We start from the raw sequence: 24909 nt of genomic DNA, 5'->3' as shown, positions 1-24909 counted from the left end.
ATGAACAAAGTTAAAGTCTTCGCTGCTCTTATTTTTACCGCTTCTTTTTTTGGATGCCAAATTAAGAATACAACAAAGAGAGTACAACAGAAAACCGCCGAAAAACCAAATATCATTTTCATCATGTCTGATGATCATGGGTATCAGGCCATAAGTGCTTATAGTGATAAACTGATCAATACACCTAATATTGATCGAATTGCAAAGGAAGGAATGTTGTTTACTAACGCAAGTGTAACCAATTCTATTTGTGCGCCATCTAGAGCTGTTATTCTTACTGGAAAACACAGCCACATCAACGGAAAAATTGATAATTTAAGTCATTTTGACACTACGAATGTAACCTTTCCGCAAATCTTACAGAAAGCGGGCTATCAAACTGCCATGTTTGGAAAACTGCACTTTGGTAACAACCCAAAAGGTTTTGATGAATTCAAAATTTTGCCAGGGCAAGGTGAATATTATAATCCAACTTTTATTACTCAAAAAGGTGACACCATTATCAAAGGTTATGTTACTGATATTACCACCGATCTTACGCTGGACTGGATGAAAAACCGTAGAGATAAAAACAAACCCTTCATGTTGATGTACCTGCATAAAGCGCCGCATCGCGCATGGTTACCAAGTGAAAAGTATTACAAGGAATTTACCAAGAAAACATTTCCCTTACCAGAAACTCTTTTTGATGATTACAATACACGAGGTACTGCAGCAAGAACTGCCGAAATGGGTATTCTAAAACATATGTCCTTAGTTAATGACAATAAGCTTACCCGAAAAACAATGAAAGAACTGGGATTAGAGGATTGGAATAATCTAGGTGAAAGTCTGGGTCGAATGACAGCCGATCAACGCGCTAAATGGGATGCTGTTTATGGACCTATCAACGAAGATTTCAAAAAACGATATCCTACGATGAATGATTCTACACTTACCGTTTGGAAATACCAAAGGTACTTGCAGGATTATTTAGGAACTATTGCTTCTGTAGATGATAATGTGGGAAGGTTGTTGGATTATTTGGACGAAGAAAAAATAGCCGATAATACAATTGTTGTTTACACCTCTGACCAAGGATTTTACCTAGGAGAACACGGCTGGTTTGATAAGCGATTTATGTATAATGAGTCATTTAAAACGCCATTGTTGATTAAATGGCCAAATAAAATAACTCCTGGAACTACCGAAGATGAGATGGTACAAAATTTAGATTTTGCACAAACTTTTCTGGAAGCTGCAGGTGTAACTGCACCTACTGATATGCAAGGTAAAAGCTTGGTGCCATTACTAACTGGTAAAAAAGAAACTTGGGACAGAGAAGCAATTTACTATCATTACTATGAGTATCCTGCAGAGCACGCGGTAAAAAGACATTATGGTATCGCTACTAAAGAGTTTAAAATAATCCATTTTTATCACGATGTGAATGAGTGGGAGTTGTACGATCGAAAGAAAGATCTGCAGGAAGTAAATAATGTGATTAATGATCCTGCTTATGCCAAAGTCGTTCAAGAAATGAAGCAAAAACTAAAAGACACACGTAAAAAATATAAGGATTCAGAGAAACTAGACAATCACTATATAGAAATTTACAAAAAGTAATATAGTTGGTTTTTAGGTAAAAAAGTCACTGGATAGATTATTCATAATGAGTAATCTATCCGTGACTTTTTTTATTGAAGTATTTCTAGATCAGGATTATTTTTCTGCTAACACATTGAGTGCTTTTTTTGCTTCTTTAAGCATGCTTTCTAAATTTTCTGGCTTTGCAGTTATATTAAATTGCGCTACAATTTGGTTTAGACGATTTAGGTCGTCTAATCTATTATCCCTTAAAAGATCCTCTCTAAGAATCCTTATTTTTTCGGCATCTTGAATCCCTTCGCGAAGTGTTTCAAATCGAATGGACGTTCGGTTATCTGGGTACACAATGTACGTATCTCCCGCTGGCCAAGCTCTAAAACGGGAATCATCTAATGGCTTTTCGGTCCAACTATTGTATGCCCAACGAAGAAAGCCATCAAAGTTTGCTGCCATAGTGTACCAGCCTATAAAAACGCCCTCTGCAGGAGGTGAAAAAGTAAAGGTATTTGGAAAACTATCCGAACAACAAACATAATGAGTGCTTATATAATCATTAGCTCGTCTTTGTTCTAAATCAACTGCATCCACAGGGTGTCCAAATGCTACAGACATATCTTTTAAGTCGTTTGGATATAACTTATAACTTTTATGATTATCGGCAAAAGAAACGCCAAATTCAGGCGCATATTTATTTAATAATTGCAGCATTGCTTTCATTTCTTCCGGTCCACGTTCGTCCATCGCAATTCGCGTGATTTTATTCCATCCTTTTTGTTCTAAATGCGCTTTAAATTGCTCTAAAAACGGAATCCATAAATCCTCATATTCCTTATTTCCTGGCGCTGCTTTTATTTTTATTTCTTTGTTTTCCTTTTCATCGAAATAGTAAAATTCATTACCCCAAGGAACCATCGAATAACAACTAATTTGGTTTTTCACACCCAAATCCATCATCAGTTGGACCCAAGTGTCAAAAATGCTATAGTCGTATTGCCATGTGCCATCTTTTTTCTTTTTCCATTCAATCATAGCTTCAAATTGATCGAATGTTTGACCGCCCCACGGACGTTTGTTAAGGGATACTGTAATTACTTTTTGTCCAGCATCAGCAAGGCGTTTCATGATTGGTTTTAGCAAAGCGATGTGTTCCGGTGACCACGGCTTCACATCATGGAAACGAGATACTGCATAAGGATTTTGCCATAAATCTAAGTGGAACTTCCAGTTGGTCGCTGCGGGTAAAACTTTATCGACAACCTTTAGATTCAAATTAAATTGCTTTTTCTCTTGGTCTTCAATATTTAATGTAAAAATACTGTTGTACGATCCAGCTACTGCATTTTCGGGGATGTCAATTGTGATCCAAATAGGTCTTGCTTCTTGTCCTTTTATCGAATAAGAATTCACAGGTTCCAAAATATCGGCGGCTAATGAAGAGGCGAAGTCTTCGGGTTTTCTGTAGCCACAACCTGCTGCAAATTCGTCTGTGATTACATATTTTACGAAATTAATTGTTGCAGCTGTAGATGGCAATTTATGCCCAGAATCTGATTTGAAGTCGGTGATTTTGGTATTTACTTTTGTGATAGAGTCGTTACTCCAGAGAACTAATTGTAACGAAATGCGCTCGCCTTTCCAAGCCGTTCCAGTCCATGAGTTTTGTTGTTCTACTTTTGGAACTTCACTTCGTACAAAGCGGATATCAGTTGTCGTGATCGACGCTTGCAAACCTCTTGAATCTGCTGACCAGTTTTCACTTTGAGATGGAGTAGGGTCTTGAGGTTCTTGGTACGTTTGCTCAACTATAAAGTTTTTCTGATTTTGACAAGCAAAGATCAAAAAGATAGAAAAAACGAAAAAAGACTTAGCGAATAGTTTCATTAGATTTGTTTTAATAGTGACTTTTAAGAATTAATGCTCCTGTGGTGAAACAGGAGCATTAATTTTTTAGTAGGAATGACTTTCGACATTCAAGATTAATTTATGTTACGTTAATAGGATCTATTATTCTCCAATAAATGCTCCCTTTAAAACTTGTTTATCACCACTTGGAGCTTTAAACCAAACATCTAATGCACCACCACCAGTTGCCTCATGGTATTTTATAGTAAGTGGGTGCCATCCTTTTTTTAGAGCTACCATTCCATTTTTTTCGATAGCCGAATGATTTCCGCCATTGTCCACCGCAAATTTATCACCGATGTAAAGTAAACTACCATCATCAGACTTTGTAGCAAACTCAAATAAACCTTCTTCTGCGGCATAAAAATAACCTTTGAAAACCATAGAAAGCTGTTCTATTCCCTCTTTTCCAGCTAGACTAATTTCGTTAACCGATGTAAATTCGGCGTTTTTAGGCAATGAAATAGAATCAACAACTGTGAACTTTTTAACAGCGGTCCAGCGTTTTATCGACCCTAATTTTGGACTAATAGTTACAGGTTCTAAGTACGTTTGCTTTTCAATCAGTGCCATTCTTGTATCGCTTGCCACATTGCCTCTGTAGGCGATAGTGTTCAAAGTAGTAGTTTCTGAAAATTCTATCGGTCCTGTATACTTTTTAGAAGCCTTCGTAGGAACACTTCCATCTGTCGTATAATAAATCGTCATACCATCTATAGGAGCGTTTAATTTGATAATAGCCCTGTCTAAGAAGGCTACTTTATCTTTAAAGCCAGTTACGGCAGGGATGTGGTATTGAATATCCAAAGCATCTAATCTATTGTACTGAATTGCCATTCTTTTCTGAAAATCATCATGATTTTTATCTTCTTTCGAAGTCCATGCAGTTTCGGCTAATGCCAAAAATCTTGGGAAGGCTTGATACTGTAAACGTTTAAAATTCGGTATCATTTCAGACCATAAATTGGCTTGAATACCTAAGATGTGCTTAGCTTGTTTTTCTGTAAATTTTTCCGGAATTGGTTCGTAATTATACACTTTTTCGAAAGGAGTAACCTCGTGCTTTGCATCAAAGTAGTATTCGAAACAAGGTGTTATAACCATGTCATTGCCATTATTAGCGGCAATATCTCTCATTGTTGGAGCCCAGTTTCTCCACCACATCATTGTAGCATCTTTAGACAAGCCACCTTCAACAATTTCATCCCAACCAAAAAGACGTTTTCCTTTAGAATGTAAAAAAGCTTCAATATCTCTGTTGAAAAATGATTGCAGTTCGTGTTCGTTTTTTAGTTTGTTGTCTTTTATCGCTTTTTGACAAAGCGGACATTCTTTCCATGATTGGATATTCACTTCGTCACCACCAATATGAATGTATTTTGAAGGAAATAAATCAGCAATTTCAGACAAAATATTCTTTGTGAATTCATAAGAAGTTTCTTTTCCTAAACAGGCCGGACTTGAGAAAATTTCTCCCCATCCCGCTTCATTCGTACAAGATAAATACGGATAATTATCGATCGCTGATTTTAAATGTCCCGGCATGTCTATCTCAGGAATCACCTCAATTTGTCTTGCTGCAGCATAGGCTATGATTTCTTTAATTTGTACTTGTGTAAAGAAACCTCCATACATTCTCTGACCATCACGATTGTGGTAATGTTGCGGATCGATTATAAAAGACGGATCTGTTTTTGCTAATTCATTGCAGGTTTTGTCGTGCGAACTTTCAACACGCCAAGCTCCTTTTTCAGTCAGTAAAGGGTATTTTTTAATTTCGATACGCCAGCCTTGATCATCTGTAAGATGCATGTGGTAGGTGTTGAGCTTGTATAAAGCCATATAATCTAAAAAGGTTTTCACCTCTTCGATGCTAAAAAAATGACGGCTAAAATCCATTTGCATACCACGCCAAGCAAAACGAGGTTGGTCAGTAATAACAATACTAGGAACAGCCCAGTTTGCAATGCCGTTATTTGCTGTCTCGATAGCAGGAGGAAGCAATTGACGAAGGGTTTGAACGCCATAAAAATAACCTGCAGCATCACTCGCTTTAATACTTATTTTTTTTGGAGTCACTTCTAGATGATAAGCCTCCGGTTTAATACTGTCGTCTTTTAGAAAAACGATTGTTGTATTGTTTTTGTTCTCCAAAATTGAAATAGGAAAACCAGCGGCTTTTTGAAACAAATCTGATAAATATTTAGCAGCGGGTTTCTGAGATTCATTCTGAACCGAAATAGTTGTTTCTTTCGAAAATAAAAAAGAACCCTGAGAAAGTACTAAAGACGAAGGCTTCGGAACGATCGATATTTCAGCATCCGTAAATGTTTTTGAAGTAGTCTGGCATCCGATGCATACGGCAAGCAGCATCAAGATTAGCGAATAATATTTCATGTTTTAATTGTTTGATCGTTTAATAGCTTGCTAATTTTTCGTTTTAATTTAGTTCTTTTTCGCGTCTTTGAAGGAATTGATTCCTAAAGTATCCCAATGATCCTGCATTTTTTTAAGTGCTATTTTAAAACTGTCATAATTTTTATTTTCAAATGCTGTCCAGCCCACTTCAGCATAAGCTGCGATTCTCGGAAAAACTTGTCGCTCTACATCCTTATTTGTTGGCGTCCACTCACTCCACATTTGGCAACCTAAGCCATAAATGTTTTTATGATATTGTTGCTCTAAATCCTTCGGAATTGGGTTGAAGCTGTATGCTTTTTCCAGGGAAATTGATTCATGGCTGTAATCTAAATACGTTCTATCGTGCAATGAATTTACAATGCCATAACCCTGTTTTGCTGCATCAGTCAATAATTTAATGTCACCTTTCCAAAAATGTACAATGACGTTTTTGGCTAATTCTGTTTCCGCCTCTTTATCCGCTTTTTTTTCTGCAAAATCCGTGTGGATGTTCTTTCCTAAAATTTCATTCCATCCCATCATTCGGCGTCCGTTGGACTCAATATAATTCGAAATCTTATTAGTGAAATCGATCTGTAAATCTGCTGGAGTATTGATGTTGTGTTCTTTCATATATTTTTGAACAGATTTAGAGTTTTCCCAAACTTCATATCCTACTTCATCACCACCAATATGAATTACCTCAGAAGGGAATAATTCGAAAATCTCACTCAAAACATCCTTGATAAATGTGATAACTTCAGGTTTTGTAACATCGTAATTATCATATAAACGACCAAATTTTACTGGTACATCGATTGCAACGCCTGCAGTTCCTAACCAAGTATAAGCTGCAATAGCCGCACTTGAATGACCTGGCATTTCAAATTCAGGAACTATATTTATGTTGCGAGCTGTCGCATAAGCAACAATATCTTTTATTTGTTCTTGAGTATAGAATCCGCCGTGAGGTTTACCAGATGTTTTTCCGCTTTTCCAAGTGCCAATTTCGCTATCCGTGCGAAATGCACCTACTTTGGTTAAAAGAGGGTATTTTTTAATTTCGATACGCCAACCTGCATCATCAATTAAATGCCAGTGTAAGGTGTTCATTTTTAACAAAGCCATTTGGTCAAGCATTTGCTTAACAAAAGCTTCACCATGAAAATATCGTGATTCATCTAGCATGAATGCGCGCCATTTAAATCGAGGGTTATCTTGAACGTTAACTGATGGAATTAAGTAGCTCTTTTTTTGTGCGTCTTTTGAAATTTCAATAGACAGCAGTTGTTTTAATGTTTGCACACCATAAAAATAGCCCGCTTTACTGCTTGCTGAAACGATTATTTTTTTTGGAGTAACTGATAGCTCATAAGCTTCAGCATCTAATCCTTCTTTTTTCTCGAAAACAATAGCTGCCTGCTTGTCATTGCTTACCTCAAAATTAAATTTTGTTTTTGTAGCGATGTAATTCTGTAAATCTTTAGCTGCTGATTGTTGTTCGTCAATGTTTGAAAAAATAGCTTGCCCTTCTTGTAAAGCGAAAGAAGCCTCATGTACATCCATAGACATTGGTTTGGGTAGAATTGCGATTTCGGTAGCAGAAAATGTCCTGTTCTTTACGGCACAATTTGATAATGTTGCAAGTGCTAGGAAAGCAAATAAGAGAAATTTCATAGTTAATAGTTTAGGTTGGACTAGATTTTAGATTTCAAATAATAGAAAATGTAATTTTTTTTTTAAATGTAAAAAATGTTGAGATTTCAAAAACACATTGATTAACCAAGAAGTACTATGTTTCATTTAACAATAAAACCATTAATACTTTTTACATTCTATTTTAATTAAAACAGAGATACTTTTCAAAAATAGAAAAGATTAAATGTAATACGAACCAGTACCTACCAGTTAATTTTCTGATAATTTAAAAAAATATCTAATTCCACTAATTTTATGAAATTACTTTTTCGACTAACTAATATATATGCTTAATTTTTGCTGCTCCACAGGTTTTCGTGTTGATCCATGATTACTATATAATTTGGATTTATGGCAAAAAAAAATCGCTACAATTGCTTGTAGCGATTTGGTGGGGAGAGCAGGATTCGAACCAATAAGCTGGAACCCGTGCCTATACTGCATTTTCAACTACTTATAAACTAATGTGCCACGATTTTGCCACAAAACTCAACATGACAATTTTAAGCCATTTTTTAAGTAAATTATTGAATTAACTTGTTTAAATTGAATGATGTAATTCATGTTTTGAAAATCAAAATTAAGTAATTTTATGATAGTCCAAAAAGTTTATTTAATATTTTTGCAGTTTAACGCTAATTTAATATTTTTTACTAATAGTGTCCTAAACGTTTTCTTGAACCAATTGTAATAATTTAAATACAGAAAAATGCATTGCTTTTTGATGAAAATGAGTATCGAACCCCAAGAATAAATGTGATTGAAAATAATATTTATTTTGATTAACAACGATTTAATGAATAAAAGAACCGAACAAATGAGTCATTTTCTCATTTGTCCTGATATCCTAATTTCAAAATTTTATAATGTCAATTTTAACGCATCATTCAATCGTAATGCTACATTATCCCAATTAATAATATTAAACAAAGCATCCACGAAATCGGTTCGTTTATTTTTGTATTTTAAATAATAGGCGTGTTCCCAAACATCAATAACCAATAAAGGAATGGCACCCCATTGTGTTAGTTTTTCATGGTTTTCGCATTGTAAAATCACCAAACTATTGCTGTATGGCTGATATGCCAAAATTCCCCAACCATTGCCATCTACATTTTTTGCGGTAGCAGCAATTAAGATTTTAAGTTTATCGAAACTCCCAAAATTTTTCTCTATTCGCTTTAGCAACTCGCCTTGTGGTGCTGTTTTTTTATTAGTTAGGTTTGTCCAAAATATGGAATGCAAGATATGTGATGAAAAATGATAGGATAATTTCTTCGTCCAGAGATCTACAGTTTCCAAATTATTATCGTCCAACGCTTTTTTTATCATTTGCAAATCCTTGTTCGCTCCTTTTACTGCTCCACCGTGATGAAAAGTATAATGTAGATGTAAGGTTTCAGCATCCATATAGGGTTCTAAAAAACTTTCGCTATAGGGTAAGGTCTGTTGAATATAATTACCATTGACATCTACTAATTTATCAATTGAATTGTCAGCTAAATTTTTGGGAAACGCATTTGTAGTGGGAAGCACTAATGCAGCTGCGCCAAACAATGTACTTGATTTTAAAAACTCTTTTCTGTCCATACTGTAAATTTACGTTTTTATTCTTCTACATTTTTCATTTTCATCAAAAGTGAATAAGCACCTTTAATCACAATAGTCGCCTCATTCAAATCGTCTGAAAGAATTTCTGTAAACCCATTTTCAGCTGTTCCAATTCTAATTTCTTTCATTTCAAATTGTTTGTTTTGTTTGGCAACAAAAATATAATTCTTGTTTTCATAATTCACTATAGCATCAGATGGCAATACATTTGATTGCTGACTTTTTAATTCTATTTCGGCATTCATATACATTCCTGGTAAAAGTGCTTTGTCGTAATTTGTAAAATGGCAATGCATTTCAGTGCTTCTGTTTTCGGAAAAATCCTTACCGATTAAAATAATTTTGCCAAGATATTTTTTTTCAGGATTGGTATTTGTATAGGATATAACTGATTGGCCAATAGTCAATTTATTGATGTCTTTTTCAAAAACGGTCAATGCCAAATGAATATCCAAAGGATTAACAATCTCGAATAAAATATCGCTTGGGTTTACATACTTGCCAATATTTACATTGACTTTAGAAATATAACCGCTTATTGGCGAATAAATATTGATGCTTTTTGAAATGTTCTTTGTAGAAACATTACTTGGATTTATCCCTGCGAATTTTAATTTCTCGCCATACGATTGTACCATTACCGATAGTGAGTTGTATTCTGATTGTGCTTGTTGATATACTTTATCGCTGCTAGCTTTGCTTCGGTTGAGTTCTTTTTGTCTTTCGAATTCGGCTTTTGCATACCCTATTTTTGCTTTCGCCAAAAGGTAATCTTCTTGTAGTTGAATGTATTGCTGGTCTTCTACAACGCACAATACTTGTCCTTTGGTTACATACATTCCCTCTAAAAGTTTGGTGTATTTTAAATAACCACCCATCGGCACACTTATGGAAACTAAATTTTGAGGCGGTACATCTATTTTTCCATTTAATTTTAAGGTAGATGAAATTTCTTTTTGCTCTATTTTCCCCGTTTCAATACCTGCATTTTTTATTTGTGCATCGGTAAGTGTTGTCGTGTTTTCGATAGTTGGAGTGGCTTCTGTTTGGCTTTCAGTTTTCTTGTCTCCACATGAAGAAAGGAATACTATTGCCATTATTGTAACTATTGTGTTTTTACTCATGATTGTATTTTTATTTTGGTGTTTGTGAATCTGCGATTTCATTTTATTTTGAATAGTAAGATAGTGTTTGTTATTTAAAATTTCATTGCCCTTGCTAATCGGTTAGGCATCAATCTTAACGCGAAGGAGTTTTACGGAATTAATAAAAACTAAAGTGTCAGGAAGCAAATGAATAGCAGCTGCTTCAATTGGTCCAATTATTTTAAGCAAGACAAGGGTAATTCCAATCACATGAACAACGCCAACTCCCACAAAAATATTTTCACGAATGGTTCGATAGGCTCTTTTACTAATAGCACGAGCCTTTGCGATTTTTTCCAACTTATCCTGCATCAGAACGATGTCGGCTGCTTCCATTGCTGCTTCGGTTCCCATAGCACCCATTGCTATGCCTATATTTGCCTGAACTAAAGCAGGCGCATCATTAATCCCATCACCGACCATTGCTACTTTTGAACCTTCTTTTTGCAATTCTTTTATAATATTGATTTTGTCTTCGGGCAATAAATTTGCTCTGTAATCGGTAATTCCTATCTGATTGGCAACGTGCTTGGCAGTTTCAGGATTATCACCGGTAAGCATAATTATGTTTTCAATTCCACTTTTTCTTAAACCTTCAATCATTTCTTTTGCACCTTCGCGTATCGCATCGGATATATAAAAGATACACGCCAATTTATTGTCAACTGAAAGATAAATAGCAGTATCGGTACTATTTTCTGAGGATTTCGACACCGGTACTTTACTTTCTTCCATAAAGAGCTTGTTCCCTAATAAAACCGATTTGCCATCTATTTTTGCGGAAACACCCCGTCCTTTTACCACCTCGAAATTTTCAGGCTCGCCATAGGTAAGTTTTAATTGATCCGCATAGCTTAAGATTGCTTTTGCTAATGGATGGCTGGAACGACGGTCAACATTAGCAGCAAATTGAACCAATTGGTTTTCATTATAAGCAGGATCTATTATTTCAACGGTATTCACAATAGGACTTCCAACGGTTAATGTCCCTGTTTTATCAAAAACAATGGTAGTTACTTTAGCAAGCTCTTCTAAAAACAAACCTCCTTTTATCAAAATACCTTCTCTCGCTGCACGAGCAATTGCCGCAATGGTCACAAGCGGTGTTGCCAAACCTAATTCGGCAGGGGAAGTAAAAATCAGCAATGCAATCACCAGTTTGACATCACGGGTAAAAAAGTAAACAGTACCAACAAAAATAAATACCACCGGAATAAGCCATGAAGCCACTTTATCTGTGAATTTTTCAATAGGTGCTTGCTGGCTTTCTGCCTCTTCCACCAAGGCTATAATACGCGAAAAAACGGTGTCTAATCCTGCTTTAGTCATTTCTATATCTAGCGCACCTAATTCCAGTATGGTTCCGGCAAATGCTTCACTTCCCGCTGTTTTTTCTTGAGGTACGCTTTCGCCGGTTATTGGTGCCTGATTCACAGAACCTGATCCGCCAATCACTTTGCCATCAACAGGGATTTTTTCTCCAGCTTTTACCAGAACAATATCACCGATTTTTAAATCGGTTATTTGCACTACGGATTCCTGATTGTCTTTTTTTACTATTGCCGTTTTAGGCACGGAACCAATCAACTCTTTTATAGATGCTCTCGCTTTTTCAGTGCTCGCACTTGCAATATATTCTGCAATGAGGATGATCATAAGCACGACAGCACCAGCCAAATATTCTTTGCCAAGAACTGAAATTATGACCGCTATGGTTATAAACAATTCGGTACCTGTTTTTCTTTCTTTTATGATATCCAGTACCGCAGTTTTTACTAACGAATAAAGACCGAAAGCCATTGCGGCTATCAAAATGGGTAATAGAATAACATCGAAATAAAATAATAAACAGGCTATTCCCACTGTTATGATCCGTACAATTTCCCAAAGGAACTGTCGCGAAAAAAAGGTTTGTGTATAATTCATATGTTGATATTTATTGTTTTTTATCGGTCATATGTAATTCGCATATCATCATTGGCGCTTGCGACCCCAATTACGGTCATGCTCATTTCATAATTAAACTATTTTAATTAGTTAATGCATTGATTTCTATTATACTTATATTCAATTTTCTAACCGCTTCAATATAATCACTTTGAATTCCTGTGCTTTGATTAATAAGCATTACCCATTCCAGATAATTGATGTCACCATTGATAAATTTATCATTAGCAGCTTTGGTTACCAAATCAACATTTTTCAAGGCTTGACTTTCAAAATAGGCAATAGTTTCTTTCTGTTTTTTATATTCTTGGACTAATTCCTGATTCTTACTTTCCAGTTTTAGTTTTTCATTATTTAAATTATTTTCGGCAATTTGGGTGTTTATCTCTAATGCTTTTTTCTTATTATTTATTGCCGCATTGAATAACGGAATTGCCACTCCAAATTGTCCGTAAACACCATTATAACTGTTTTGAAACTCCGCATTTGTTTTGAAAGTCTGGTAATAAACACCACCAATTAATTCGGGCAATTTTTTAGATTTTTCAAGTGAAATTTCAGCTTTGCTACTATTTACTTCTTGCTCAAATAATTTTATACTGGGTTGATTGCCAATAGCATTTTTATCTAAATTTTCGGTAAAATCCATTTTTAATTTATCTGAAACTGGGACAAAGTCTTTATCAGTATTAAGTAAATACTTTAATTGCGATTGTATTATTTTATAATCACTTTGTAATTCCAGAAGTTGAATTTTTATTTGTCCAGATTGGTTTTCAGCGGTTGCTTTTTCTAATATATTACTTTCGCCTTTGTCAAAACGAAGCGCTGTTTTCCTTAAAAATTCGGAATAAATACTATCACTTTTTAACAACAACTTTTCCTTTTCTTTTAGATACATCATTTCGTAAAACACGATTGTTACCTGTCTAGTCAATTCCTTTCTTTGCAAAGCTTCGTTCCATTGTCCTTTTTTGGCTTCTTCTATTAAAAGTTGTTTCTGCCTTTTGTAAACGGTTGGGAATTTTATGCTTTGCGAAATACCAATTTTCACATCATTTGCATTGCTGTTAAACTGACCGAATTCCCCAATAATTCCCGTGTTGGAAATATCATAGCCTGTTTTGGTCATTTTTTGCAAGTACTCTGAATTTAGTTTTTCGTTTTTAATTTTTATATTGTTTGAAAGAGCCGTTTCAATCGCTTTATCAATTGAAATTATTTCCTGAGCATCAGTACTTTGAAAAGAAAAAAGCAGTCCCAATACCATGATTGTTGTAATTGATTTTATCTTTTTTGGTTTTAAATTAATTCCTTTTTCAAACATGATATATAAAATTGGTAAAACAAATAATGTTAAGAACGTTGCAATCAACAGACCTCCAATTACCACAGTTGCCAAAGGTTTTTGTACTTCTGCACCAGAACCATTGCTTAATGCCATGGGTAAAAAGCCTAATGATGCTACAAATGCAGTCATTAAAACTGGTCGTAAACGTATTTTGGTACCTTGTAAAACAATCGCTTTTAAATCGGTTTCACCCGATTTTCGTATGCTATTGAATTCTGCAATCAATACTAAACCATTCAGAACCGCTACACCAAATAAAGCAATAAAACCAACTCCGGCACTAATGCTAAACGGCATTCCCCGCATCGCTAAAAAGAAAATACCTCCAATTGCAGAAAGCGGGATTGCGGAATAAATCAATAATCCTTGTTTTACGGAATTGAATGCGAAATAGAGCAAAATAAATATTAATAGTAATGAAACTGGAACAGCAATCATCAAACGATTTTTGGCTTCGTTTAAGTTTTCAAAAGCACCGCCATACGTAGGATAGTAGCCCGCAGGAAATTTTATTTGAGCTTCGACTTTACCTTGTAATTCTTTTACGATGCTTTGCACATCACGACCTCGAACATTAAAACCAACTACAATTCTACGTTTGGCATCTTCTCTTTGTATTTGATTTGGGCCTTCAGTAATTTCAACTTTGGCCAATTGAGATAGAGGAATTTGCGAACCAGTGGACGTTGGTATTAGTAAATTTTGAACATCCACCAAATCCTGACGTTTTTCGCCTGTTAAACGAACAACTAAATCAAATCGTTTTTCACCTTCGTAAACAACCCCAGTGCTTTGTCCTGCAAATGCGGTGTTTACAATTCGATTGATATCCTGAATGTTCAAACCGTATTGTGCAATGGAAGCTCTGTTGTAGTCAATTACTACTTGAGGCATTCCAGTAACGGTTTCTACATATAGGTCTGAAGTTCCTTCTACTGTATTTACAATTTTACCTAATTTATTGGCGTACAAAGCCAGTGTGTCTAAATTTTCTCCAAATATTTTACAGACTACATCTTGTCTTGCTCCTGTCATCAATTCATTAAAACGCATTTGTACCGGATATTGAAAACCATAAGAAACACCTGGAACGGCTTCCAATTCCTTTGCCATTTTTTCTGATAATTCATCAAAAGTTTTGGCAGAAGTCCATTCGCTTTTGTCCTTTAAAATAATCATCATATCACTGGCATCAATGGGCATTGGATCAGTTGGCACTTCGCTACTTCCTGTTTTGCCTACTATTTTCTCCACTTCCGGAAATTTTTCTATTAGTATTTTTGCGCCTTGTGAAATTGCAGTCATTGAAGTTTGCAAATTACTTCCCGGCAAAACCCTTGTTTCTACAGCAAAATCTCCTTCTTCTAACGAGGGCATAAATTCGCCACCCATGAACGAAAGTGTAATCAGCGCTAAAACAAATAATCCCAAAGTTGCACCGATAATTGTTCTTGGAATTCCTAATGCTTTGTTCAGAAGAGGTTGGTAGAAATTTTCTAATTTTTCCATCATTCTATCTGAAAAAGTTTTTTTGTGAGATATATTTTTATTCAAAAATAAAGCGGTCATCATCGGAACATAAGTCAGCGACAATATAAAAGCACCAAATAATGCAAATGCAATGGTTTGTGCCATTGGTAAAAACATTTTCCCTTCAATACCCCGCAAAGTAAAAATGGGAATGTACACGATTAATATAATCAACTCTCCAAATACGGAAACATTACGCATTTTTATTGACGTATTTAATACGGTGCTGTCCATTTCTTGCTGTGATATTTTAGACGTTTTCCTGCTGTGTAAACTAAACAAACACGCTTCAACAATAATAACTGCCCCATCCACAATTAATCCAAAATCTAGTGCCCCTAGACTCATTAAATTACCGCTCACCCCAAAAATATTCATCAGTATGACCGCTATCAGCATCGCCAATGGAATAACTGATGCTACGATTAAGCCTGCTCTTATATTTCCTAAAAATAAAATAAGAACAAAAAGTACAATTAATGCTCCTTCCAATAAGTTTTTTTCCACTGTTGAAATGGAATTATTGACCATTTTGGTTCGGTCTAGAAATGGCTCCAGAATAACGCCTTCGGGTAATGTTTTTTCGATTTGTGCAATACGATCCTTAATGTTTTTAATAACCACATTACTATTGGCTCCTTTTAACATCATTACTACTGCACCCGAAACTTCACCAGATTGAACTCCTTTTTTATTAAAAGTCATTGCTCCGTAACGGATAGCACTTCCAATTCGTACATCAGCTACATCACGAATAAATAAAGGACTTCCGCTACTGGTATTTTTAATAGAAATATCTTTAATATTTTCGATAGTATTAATTAACCCTTCACTTCTGATGTACAAAACTTTAGGTCCTTTTTCGATATAAGCACCACCTGTATTTTGATTGTTTTTTTCTAAAGCAGTAAAAACATCAGTAATAGTAATATTAAAGGATTGCAATTTATTTGGGTCAACGGCAATTTCAAATTGTTTCAATTTTCCACCGAAACTACTTACTTCTGCAACACCTTCAACTCCTAATAATTGACGGCGAACAATCCAATCCTGAATGGTTCTCAACTCGGTTACATCGTATTTTTTTTCGTAACCGGGTTTGGTTCGAACAGCATATTGATAAATTTCGCCTAGTCCTGTTGTTACCGGTGCAAGAACTGGATCTCCAATACCTTTGGGAATTTGGTCTTTAACAGCGCTTAATCGTTCTGTTACTTGTTGTCTTGCCCAGTAAACATCCGTTGCATCATTAAAAACAATGGTAACCACTGATAAGCCAAAACGAGAGAAACTACGAATTTCTTTCAATCCAGGAATATTACTATTCGCTTGTTCAATTGGAAAAGTAATCAGTCGTTCAATATCGGTTGCACCCAATGATGGTGCTGAAGTGATTACCTGAACTTGATTATCTGTAATATCAGGAACCGCATCGATTGGTAATTTGGTAAATTGATAACTCCCATATCCGATGAGCGCAAAAATAAATAGTCCAATAATGAGTTTGTTTTTGATTGAAAACTCAATAATTTTATTTAGCATAATTAGTAAGATTAATGGTTAGTCAATAGTTACATTGAATATTGACCTTTTAATTTTAGAGTAACTGTAATATCTTTATTTTCATTATTCCTAAAAAACCATCCATGCTTTCCTTCAAAAGGAGCATAAAAAGTTCCTACCATATTATTGGAATAAGCAAGTGTGTAACTTTCAAAATAGACATCATTAACTGCCTTTGCCTGTTTTACTTCACCGTGAAAATCTAAATAAACGGTTCCATCATTAGTTTTCCATTCGTATTTCATTTTTCCGCCTTTTAGCATATAGGTTTTATATTCAATCCCTTTTCCTGCAGGAACAATTACTTCAACCGTATCTTCTCTTTCTGCGTATTGCTTTTCTGGAATAGGATTATCCGCCTCGACTGGTCTTTTTACTTCTGGTCCAGAACCTGCTTTTTCCATTTTTATTAGAGGAAATGTTTTCCCGGTTGTTGTTGCTAAGCCATCAGGAGCATCCTCTGGCACATAAAGCTTACTGAAACCGAACAATTTCCCTGTTCCTATTGGGTCGATTCCATATTCAGCGGGTAAAACGGCACTAACTAAAATGACTATCCCTAATACCAATGCAAATAAGACTGCTTTGATAATTTCTTTTTTTTCTACTATTTGATGATTTATTTCTGACATTGTTTAATTTTTTTAAGATGTAAAATAACCTGTTAATTGATACCCTAATAAGACAAATCCAGCAGCAATAAGCATGGTATTTGTGAATGTTGAAAATTTCATGAAACTCGGGTATCTGCGCCATATTGTAATAAGGATTAACACAAAAGTTAATGCTATAAACTGACCAATTTCGACCCCAATGTTGAATCCAAGCAGATTGGTAAACAATCCTTCTTTTTCAAATTTGAAATCTTGTAATTTGCTGGCTAACCCAAACCCGTGAAACAATCCGAAAATTAAAACGGCTGCTTTTGTATTGGGCTGTTTCCCGAAAAATCTTTTGAAACCACCTAAATTATCAAAACCTTTATACACTATTGATAGTGCAATGATGGCATCAATTAAATACGAATTAATTGATATATTACTCATAACGCCAAACAACAATGTTGCACTATGACCAATTGTAAAGAAACTTACATAAAGTAGCACTTCTTTTGGGCGATAAAGGAAAAAGATAACGCCAACTAAAAAAAGCAAATGATCGTAACCCGTAAGCATATGTTTTGCACCAATATAAAGAAATGGGCCAAAAGCAACGCCATCATTTCCTGACAAAAAAGTTTGTGTATTTTCATCGACACCATGAGCAAAAACACCTGTGATGCTTACAAAAAAAAGTAAAACAAGAAATATTATTTTTTTTGAATTCATAATTTTATTTTTCTTTTAAAACTACTTCTCTCCTGCAATTTTTTGAAGAGAAGCAGCCTGTTAAATTATATTAATGCGTGTGTCCATGAGCCGTATCAACTTTGTCTTGCTCCACTTTATTAATACTATCCGTACTTAATTGACCAGTAGTATCTGTGATCACTTGAACTTGCTCTGTTGTTTCAATAGTTTGAACTTCAGTGTTTTCAGTTTCGTTGTTTGCTTTTTTGTTACAAGAAACTAACATTCCGATTGCGATAGTAGCTACGATTAAAATTTTTTTCATAATTGTAATTTAAATTGGGTTTATAAAGAATAATAAAATTGAATTAATGTTGGTGTCCATGATTAATATCTTGTTCAGAAACTTGGCTATTTCTAAATTTAGAAGAGATTGTTTTTCCATTGACAAGTAATGTGATGGTACAATAAGCATATATGCTTGCTTTAGGAACTTGTACTAATAAAGAATTGTTGGTATCCAAAGAAACTGGATTCGTTGCTTTTGTTTTATTGAAAAATTCAAAAACAGCCGATCCAGTAATTTTTTTATTTGAAACCGTTTTTCCTTTTGCATCCAGCACGTAAAAACTAATATTGTTTTCTCTTTCGACCATTTCTATTTTGTAATCACCTGAATTTTGTATTATTCCACCGTGTGGTGTTTTGCCAGTATTAGTACTTACTTGTGCATTTGAAATTGTTGTGCCTGCAATGGTTAGCAGTATCGCAACTGCAATGGATTTAATTGTTTTCATTTTTGATGTTGTAGTGTTAAAAGTAATTGAGTATGTCTTCGACATTACTAAAAAGTCAATTTATAGCGTATGCGGCTAAAAAATGATTCTAGTTATTTAGCTACATTAACTCACTAAAAAACTTGTTTTTTAATACTGAATATTAGTGAAATTGATGCAAAGAAACATTCGCTATAAGTATATAGCAAAGTACTTTTTAATACTTAATTAGAAATATTCAGAATATCATTAATTAAGCATTGAAAAATTAATTTAACTCAATTTGGGTGGAAGCCAGATGCATGCAAAAACATCGGAAGTGTAAAATTCTGGAGAAAACGGAACATTACTATTTACGGAAATAGTATTTGGTTTGCGAAATGAAAACTCGGTTATGTTTTCAAAAGCAAGTACAGTATTAACAGATTGGTTAATAGTTTTAAAAGGTAAACTTTGATGATTGTCTTTTTCTTGATTAGAATGATGTTGACTATCATTGTAATGAATCGCTATAAAATCTAAAAAAGAAATCCCGTGCTTATCCTCATCTTGATCGTGATGTTCTGTAAAGTGCTCTACTAAGTTGGGTAGTTTCAATAATTGCCCTATTTCTGTGTTGGCACACAAAAAGATGAAAAGGAATAATATGGCAATTGTTTTTTTCAAGATTGTAAAAGTACGGTATTTATTTAATAAAAATTAGTATGTGGTTTTATTCACATACTATTTTCTGTAATGTCTTTTTACTTTTATAAACATAGATAAAATATTAGGTAAGCAAGACGATATGCACGGAATGAAAAGATGATAAAACTCGTAATGGTTTTATGAAATGAATCATTCCTTCGGCATGATATATATTATTTATTTGTGGAAATAAAAATTTAAAAAATTCCAAGTTACATGCTTAAATAAACCGTAAATTTATATTAAATTACTGAATAATAGTGATTTATAATCAATTAAACATTTTTTAGTGATCGAAATTATTGAGTATTTGTATTTGGTTTAACTTAAAAACTAAAACAACAACTATGAAAAAACCAAAACAATATGGTGTGTTTTTCAGTCAAACTCTGCGTAAACTCTTCCGAACTATCAAAATCGAATTAGTAATCATTACCGCATTAATGTATACACAGTTGATACTTACTTCTTGCAGGAATTCTGAAAAAAAACAGAAACAAGTTAAACAGAACCACCCTCAACAAAAAGAAGAAGAAAATCACAACCATGAACATAGCGAACATTCACAATTAATGAATGAAACTCGCGAATGGTTAAAACAGGAATTGGGCGAAAAATATAATCAGCCCGTATCTCTCGGTACAGAGGAACAACTTGCACAAGGCAAAGATATATTCACAAAATATTGTGCTACTTGTCACGGTATTAGCGGTAAAGGCGATGGTCCAGGAGCAACGACATTACAACCAAAACCAGCCGATTTTACTGATCCTGAACATTCGTCATTTTATTCAAATCAAGGACGAATATACCTCATAAAAAAAGGAATGAAGGGAACTGCAATGGCAGCATGGGAAAACGTTTTGAGCGAAGAAGAAATCCTTTCGGTCTATGCATATGTAAATTCTCTGAAAAATTCAGGCGAAATGATGGAACACCAGGGGCAAAATTATTAGGAAAATGAATGAAAAAAAACATAAATAATTCAAATGATAATAACCGAAGTACTTTTAAAAGAAATGGAGAATATTTCAAATTCAGAAAAGTAATTGCAAACATATATTTATATCGTCATTATGTATAAAGCAATGGTAAAAATTCTTAAAACAGTATGGATATACACTATGGCATTATTACTATGGAGCTTTTCAGCTAAGAGTCAACAAAGATACCAAACAAGGAACGGAAGTATTGTTAAGTTTTTTATTTACGTACAATCTCCACAGAACATTTTGCATGTAATGCCACCGCTTGCGAAACCGAGCCAAGCAGAAAGCCTTCTATAACCCCATGACCATGAGAACCAACGATAATCAAATCAGCACCAAATGTTTCAGCTTCTTTGAGTATTGCACTTTTTGGAGAACCTTCAATAACCACTGTAGTTACAATTAAAGCCGGATTTTTATCACGCAAAATTTTCGCTGCATTTTCAGTAATTTTCTTTGCAGATTTAAAGGCGTTTTGGTCAACTTCAGCATAATACTCATGTGAAACTCCCATTGGTTCAAGAGTATTTATTAGCGACATTCTTTCATAAACAGAAACAATACATACTTTAGTGTTTACTGGAAATAGTCTGTTTGCAACTTCGTCTACAGCTGCTTTACTATAACTTGAACCATCGGTTGCTAGTAGAATTTTCATTCTTTTTTCTCCACTAAATTCATTCCACATTTGGGACATTTTCCGGGTTTATCCGAAGTAACTTCTGGGTGCATTGGGCAGGTGTACGTTTTTTGAGTTTCCATTTTTTTATATTTTAATGTTGTTTGTATTTGTATTATTTGGACATATCCATATTTTTATCCATTCCAGTCATTTTGTGTGATTGCATTTTTTTATCTTTCATCATATCCATCATTTTAGGATTATCCATCATCGATTTACACATTTCAGACATCATCGTAGTATCTGTTTTAGATGCTTCCATCATTTCAGTCATCATTCCTTTCATCATATCTGGATTATCCTTCATCATTTTCATCATATTTTCGTGATTTGTCATCATCATTTTTCCTTTACTACTGTTCATCATTGCTTGCATCATATCTTTAGACATATCGCTATTGTTTGCAATAGTATCCATAATTGCCTTTTTTGTATCTGAATTTGAAAGAATTTGGTTTACATCAGTTTTGGATTGACACGATGTAAACAAACCAATCGATACAATAATTAATGTGATTTTTTGTACTGTTTTCATAGTTTATAATTTTTATTGTTTTAAAATCTCTTAAATAATTCCTCTAAACGAAACTATATTTAAGAGATTTAAATACTCACATTTTACTCATATTACTGCACTCAACAGCACATTTGCGACAGGCTTCCGCACAATTTTTGCAATGCTCCATGTGTGCATGTTTTTCACATTCTTCGGCGCAAGCTGTACAAATTTCGGCGCATAGTTTGCAGATTTTTTCAGCAAACTCACTTCCGCTTGCCATAGACTGTATTGCAAATAAACAAATAGCTGCACAATCATGATCTAGTTTTATGCAACGCGCTAACATTTTTACGTCTTACTCATTCAAGCATTCACTTTCGCAATGCGAACATTCTACTGCACATTCTGAACATGCATCGATACAATCTTTAAATTTTTGATGACTCATCTTTTTTAAATTTAAATTGCGAATTAATTTTCGCAGTTTAAAGGTAGCTTTTTAACTTGAAAAAGTATTGTGAAATTCTAATAAAAATCATATAATTAACACATTGTCATGCGTATAGATTTGTTTTTTTGAAAATTGTAATTGCAAAAAAAGGACACTTGTCTTTTAGAACAAGTATCCTTTATATAAATTTAAAATTTGAGTTTTTTAATAATTCAAAGTAGCGCCAAAACCAATTCCCATATCACTATCATAGTGGGTTGTAAATCCAAAGTTTCTTTTGACAATGTATTTTAAACCTGCCATATATTCTTTGTCGGTATTCCACATTAAACTCATTCGTAGTCTTTTTGAAACTGGAATGTCTTTTCGTTCAAACTGTAAACGTACATTTCCGTCGGTAAAAACTTCGGCTTGAGCGACTATAAGCATTGGTAATGTGTAATTAACCCCTGCACTAAAAACAGCTCTGTTGTCTTTGGTATTGGTTTGCCCAAAAAGATTTCTTTCTTGATTGTCTATTCCCATTTTTCTGTATCTCCAATCAAAACCAATGAAAGGCATTAGCCATTGCATTTTACCAATATATCGACCTATGTGGGTTTCGGTTTCGTAACCGTGCATATCATTGTATCCTAATCTCCATTCTGTTCCAATACTCCAACGTGTACTTTGATACATAGCTTCTCCATCGTTTCCGTTTGTTGCAAAATCATTTTCTGCCATAAAGTGAAAAGCTCTATCGTCAGCAAACAATTTTCGTCGTGCTAATTTAGGATCTGGTATTTCGGGATTTGGTGCTTGGTTTTCATAACTAAAAACCCTGCCCATTCCGCTCATCATGTGATACAAAATATGACAATGGAAAAACCAATCGCCTTCTACATTGGCATTAAATTCGAATACATCGGTTTCCATTGGCATTATATCCACAACGTTTTTTAGAGGAGCATAATCCTCTTGACCATTTAATAGTCTAAAATCGTGACCGTGCAAGTGCATTGGGTGTCGCATCATAGAATTGTTGTGAATTGTGATGCGAACATTTTCGCCTTTTTTAATTAATATTTTATCCGCTTCGGAAACCACTTTGTTGTCTAAACTCCAAACATAACGGTTCATATTTCCTGTCAATTCAAATTTTAATTCTCTTACTGGTGCATCTTTAGGAAGTATCGTTTTAGTTGGCGATTTTAACATTGCATAATTTAAGGTAGTAATATCCGAAAGCGCATTACTATTATAATCGGCTTCGGTCATTTTCATATCCTTCATTTTTTTATCGCTTTTCTTTTTTTGTTCTCCGGTAATTTCTGGGTACATTACTACATTCATATCCATTTGATTGTAGGACATATTCATTCCCATATCGTCTAAATCGCCGTTCATTTTCATCATCCCATTCATCATTTTCATTCCCTCAAAATATTTAAGCTTGGGAAGAGGTGTAATAAGTTGTTTGATACCATCCCCAATAAAATAAGAAGCTGAATACAATCTATCTTCGGTGGTGGCTAAAAATTCAAAAGCAGTTTTATCGGCAGGAATAGTAACTAGAACATCGTAAGTTTCAGAAACACCAACAATTAATCGATCTACTTCTACAGGTTCTACATCGTTACCGTCATTTGCAACTACCGTTATTTTTCCACCGGCATAAGTAAGCCAAAAATAGGAAGAAGCCCCACCATTAGATACGCGTAAACGTACTTTATCACCTGCTTTTAAAGGTTTTCCATCAATACTTTTCACATCCGTACTTTGCTTACCATTCATAAGGATTTTATCGTAAAATACATCGCTTACATCCATTGCATTCATCCTTTTCCATTCATTTTTTAATTTAACACCTAAATAACCTTGCTTTATGGCTTCTGTATAACTTTGGGTTGTTCCTTTTTTGATTGCTGGATAATCGTTTGCGTTGTGCAACATTCTATGTACATTTTTTGGATTTAGATCTGTCCATTCGCTCAATACTATAGGAACGGTTGGCAAATCATCAATACCCTTTCTAAAAGTTAGATCATCCGTTTTTTTATTCATAATAAATGAACCATACATTCCGATTTGTTCTTGCAATCCTGAATGGCTGTGGTACCAATGTGTTCCTTGTTGGATAATCGGAAATGTATATTTGTGTGTCGTGTTGGGCTTTATTGGCATTTGTGTTAAGTTTGGCACACCATCTTCTTTGTTAGGTAAAAACAAACCGTGCCAATGCAACGATGTTTCTTCATCCAGTTCATTATGTACATAAATTTCAGCGGTATCGCCTTCGGTAAATGTAAGTGTAGGCATCGGTATTTGTCCGTTTACAGCAATGGCTCTTTTAGGTTTACCTGTAAAATTTACGATGGTGTCTCGCACATATAAATCGTAACGCACTGTTCTTGGTGGTGTGTTGTTTTCAATTTTAGTTACGGTTTCTAGAGTTGCTTTTGTCATATCCATAATGCTCATATTATGATTTTGATGTGAAGCATTAGCATCCGTTTTCATATTGTCCATGCTACCCTTCTTTTCAGAAGTCTTTTTCATGGGAATTTGCATTTCATCATGCTTCTTCACCACCGTTTTTTTACCCGTTTTAGCTTTCTCCTTTATCAACGTCATTCCGCATTTAGGACATTTTCCCGGTTTGTCAGCGTGAATTTCGGGGTGCATTGAGCAGGTATACGTGGGCTGCACCTTTTGCGCCTTTTCCTTTTTTGACATATCCATACCTTTCATATCCTGTGCATGGGCAAAGGAATAAATAGACATGATGAATATTAATACTATAATTTTTTTCATTTTTTTAAG

At 34.5% G+C, this 24909-nt stretch carries 18 protein-coding genes and 1 pseudogene; 2 read left to right on the top strand and 17 right to left on the bottom strand.

From position 1 onward, the window contains the following. Positions 1-1605 carry a sulfatase gene (locus FQU23_RS09580; RefSeq protein WP_147673611.1) on the top strand — a complete coding sequence of 535 codons (1605 nt, stop codon included), beginning with the start codon at positions 1-3 and terminating at the stop codon, positions 1603-1605. A gap of 96 nt (positions 1606-1701) precedes the next feature. Here the strand turns inward: FQU23_RS09580 and FQU23_RS09575 are convergent, their stop codons facing one another. The 12 genes from FQU23_RS09575 to FQU23_RS09520 all read right to left on the bottom strand — a co-directional run bounded on the left by FQU23_RS09575 (position 1702) and on the right by FQU23_RS09520 (position 19465). Beyond that, entirely contained in the window at positions 1702-3468 is a 1767-nt protein-coding gene (locus FQU23_RS09575) for a DUF4091 domain-containing protein (RefSeq protein WP_147673610.1), read from the bottom strand. Between the two features lie 123 nt (positions 3469-3591). Continuing rightward, entirely contained in the window at positions 3592-5886 is a 2295-nt protein-coding gene (locus tag FQU23_RS09570) for a family 20 glycosylhydrolase (protein WP_147673609.1), read from the bottom strand. A gap of 48 nt (positions 5887-5934) precedes the next feature. Beyond that, on the bottom strand, positions 5935-7566 hold the full coding sequence (locus FQU23_RS09565; protein ID WP_147673608.1) for a beta-N-acetylhexosaminidase: 1632 nt from the start codon (positions 7564-7566) through the stop codon (positions 5935-5937). A gap of 882 nt (positions 7567-8448) precedes the next feature. Beyond that, the gene (locus FQU23_RS09560) at positions 8449-9177 is read right to left on the bottom strand and encodes a superoxide dismutase (protein WP_113634469.1); all 729 of its coding nucleotides are present in this window, start codon (positions 9175-9177) and stop codon (positions 8449-8451) included. 17 nt (positions 9178-9194) lie between these two features. After that, complete coding sequence (locus FQU23_RS09555; RefSeq protein WP_113634621.1) at positions 9195-10322, bottom strand: efflux RND transporter periplasmic adaptor subunit; 1128 nt, start codon at positions 10320-10322, stop codon at positions 9195-9197. A gap of 102 nt (positions 10323-10424) precedes the next feature. Continuing rightward, positions 10425-12269: a heavy metal translocating P-type ATPase gene (locus FQU23_RS09550; protein ID WP_113634468.1), complete on the bottom strand. Its 1845-nt coding sequence runs from the start codon at positions 12267-12269 to the stop codon at positions 10425-10427. A 103-nt stretch (positions 12270-12372) separates the two neighbouring features. Next, positions 12373-16713, bottom strand: a complete 4341-nt coding sequence (locus FQU23_RS09545) for a CusA/CzcA family heavy metal efflux RND transporter (protein WP_131910812.1) — start codon at positions 16711-16713, stop codon at positions 12373-12375. Positions 16714-16742: 29 nt separating this feature from the next. Next, a complete protein-coding gene (locus tag FQU23_RS09540; RefSeq protein ID WP_113634466.1) occupies positions 16743-17366 on the bottom strand; it encodes a hypothetical protein in 624 nt (207 codons plus the stop codon). A gap of 12 nt (positions 17367-17378) precedes the next feature. Then, entirely contained in the window at positions 17379-18062 is a 684-nt protein-coding gene (locus tag FQU23_RS09535) for a HupE/UreJ family protein (protein WP_113634465.1), read from the bottom strand. A 70-nt stretch (positions 18063-18132) separates the two neighbouring features. After that, on the bottom strand, positions 18133-18348 hold the full coding sequence (locus tag FQU23_RS09530; RefSeq protein ID WP_113634464.1) for a hypothetical protein: 216 nt from the start codon (positions 18346-18348) through the stop codon (positions 18133-18135). 43 nt (positions 18349-18391) lie between these two features. Then, entirely contained in the window at positions 18392-18820 is a 429-nt protein-coding gene (locus FQU23_RS09525; protein WP_113634463.1) for a hypothetical protein, read from the bottom strand. Positions 18821-19072: 252 nt separating this feature from the next. Continuing rightward, on the bottom strand, positions 19073-19465 hold the full coding sequence (locus tag FQU23_RS09520; RefSeq protein WP_113634462.1) for a hypothetical protein: 393 nt from the start codon (positions 19463-19465) through the stop codon (positions 19073-19075). Positions 19466-19833: 368 nt separating this feature from the next. On the opposite strand from FQU23_RS09520, the gene FQU23_RS09515 reads away from it, so the two are divergent. Next, positions 19834-20442, top strand: a complete 609-nt coding sequence (locus FQU23_RS09515) for a c-type cytochrome (RefSeq protein ID WP_113634461.1) — start codon at positions 19834-19836, stop codon at positions 20440-20442. 247 nt (positions 20443-20689) lie between these two features. Here the strand turns inward: FQU23_RS09515 and FQU23_RS09510 are convergent, their stop codons facing one another. From FQU23_RS09510 to FQU23_RS09495, 5 genes and pseudogenes are all read right to left on the bottom strand, one after another. After that, positions 20690-21133 carry a universal stress protein gene (locus FQU23_RS09510; RefSeq protein ID WP_113634459.1) on the bottom strand — a complete coding sequence of 148 codons (444 nt, stop codon included), beginning with the start codon at positions 21131-21133 and terminating at the stop codon, positions 20690-20692. Next, positions 21133-21231: pseudogene (locus tag FQU23_RS16225) on the bottom strand (heavy metal-binding domain-containing protein); the annotation flags it as partial. The pseudogene FQU23_RS16225 and the gene FQU23_RS09510, both read right to left, overlap by 1 nt. A 38-nt stretch (positions 21232-21269) precedes the next feature. After that, positions 21270-21692: a hypothetical protein gene (locus FQU23_RS09505; RefSeq protein WP_086452973.1), complete on the bottom strand. Its 423-nt coding sequence runs from the start codon at positions 21690-21692 to the stop codon at positions 21270-21272. Positions 21693-21768: 76 nt separating this feature from the next. Further along, positions 21769-21936 carry a four-helix bundle copper-binding protein gene (locus FQU23_RS16400; RefSeq protein ID WP_225876018.1) on the bottom strand — a complete coding sequence of 56 codons (168 nt, stop codon included), beginning with the start codon at positions 21934-21936 and terminating at the stop codon, positions 21769-21771. A gap of 375 nt (positions 21937-22311) precedes the next feature. Then, entirely contained in the window at positions 22312-24900 is a 2589-nt protein-coding gene (locus FQU23_RS09495) for a multicopper oxidase domain-containing protein (protein WP_147673607.1), read from the bottom strand. Between the last annotated feature and the right edge of the window lie 9 nt (positions 24901-24909).

It is taken from the genome of Flavobacterium sp. XN-5, assembly GCF_008033395.2.
Taxonomy (GTDB): domain Bacteria; phylum Bacteroidota; class Bacteroidia; order Flavobacteriales; family Flavobacteriaceae; genus Flavobacterium; species Flavobacterium hiemivividum.
The sequence above is the reverse complement of the archived record's forward strand: the minus strand, read 5'-3'. Positions and strand labels throughout refer to the sequence as shown.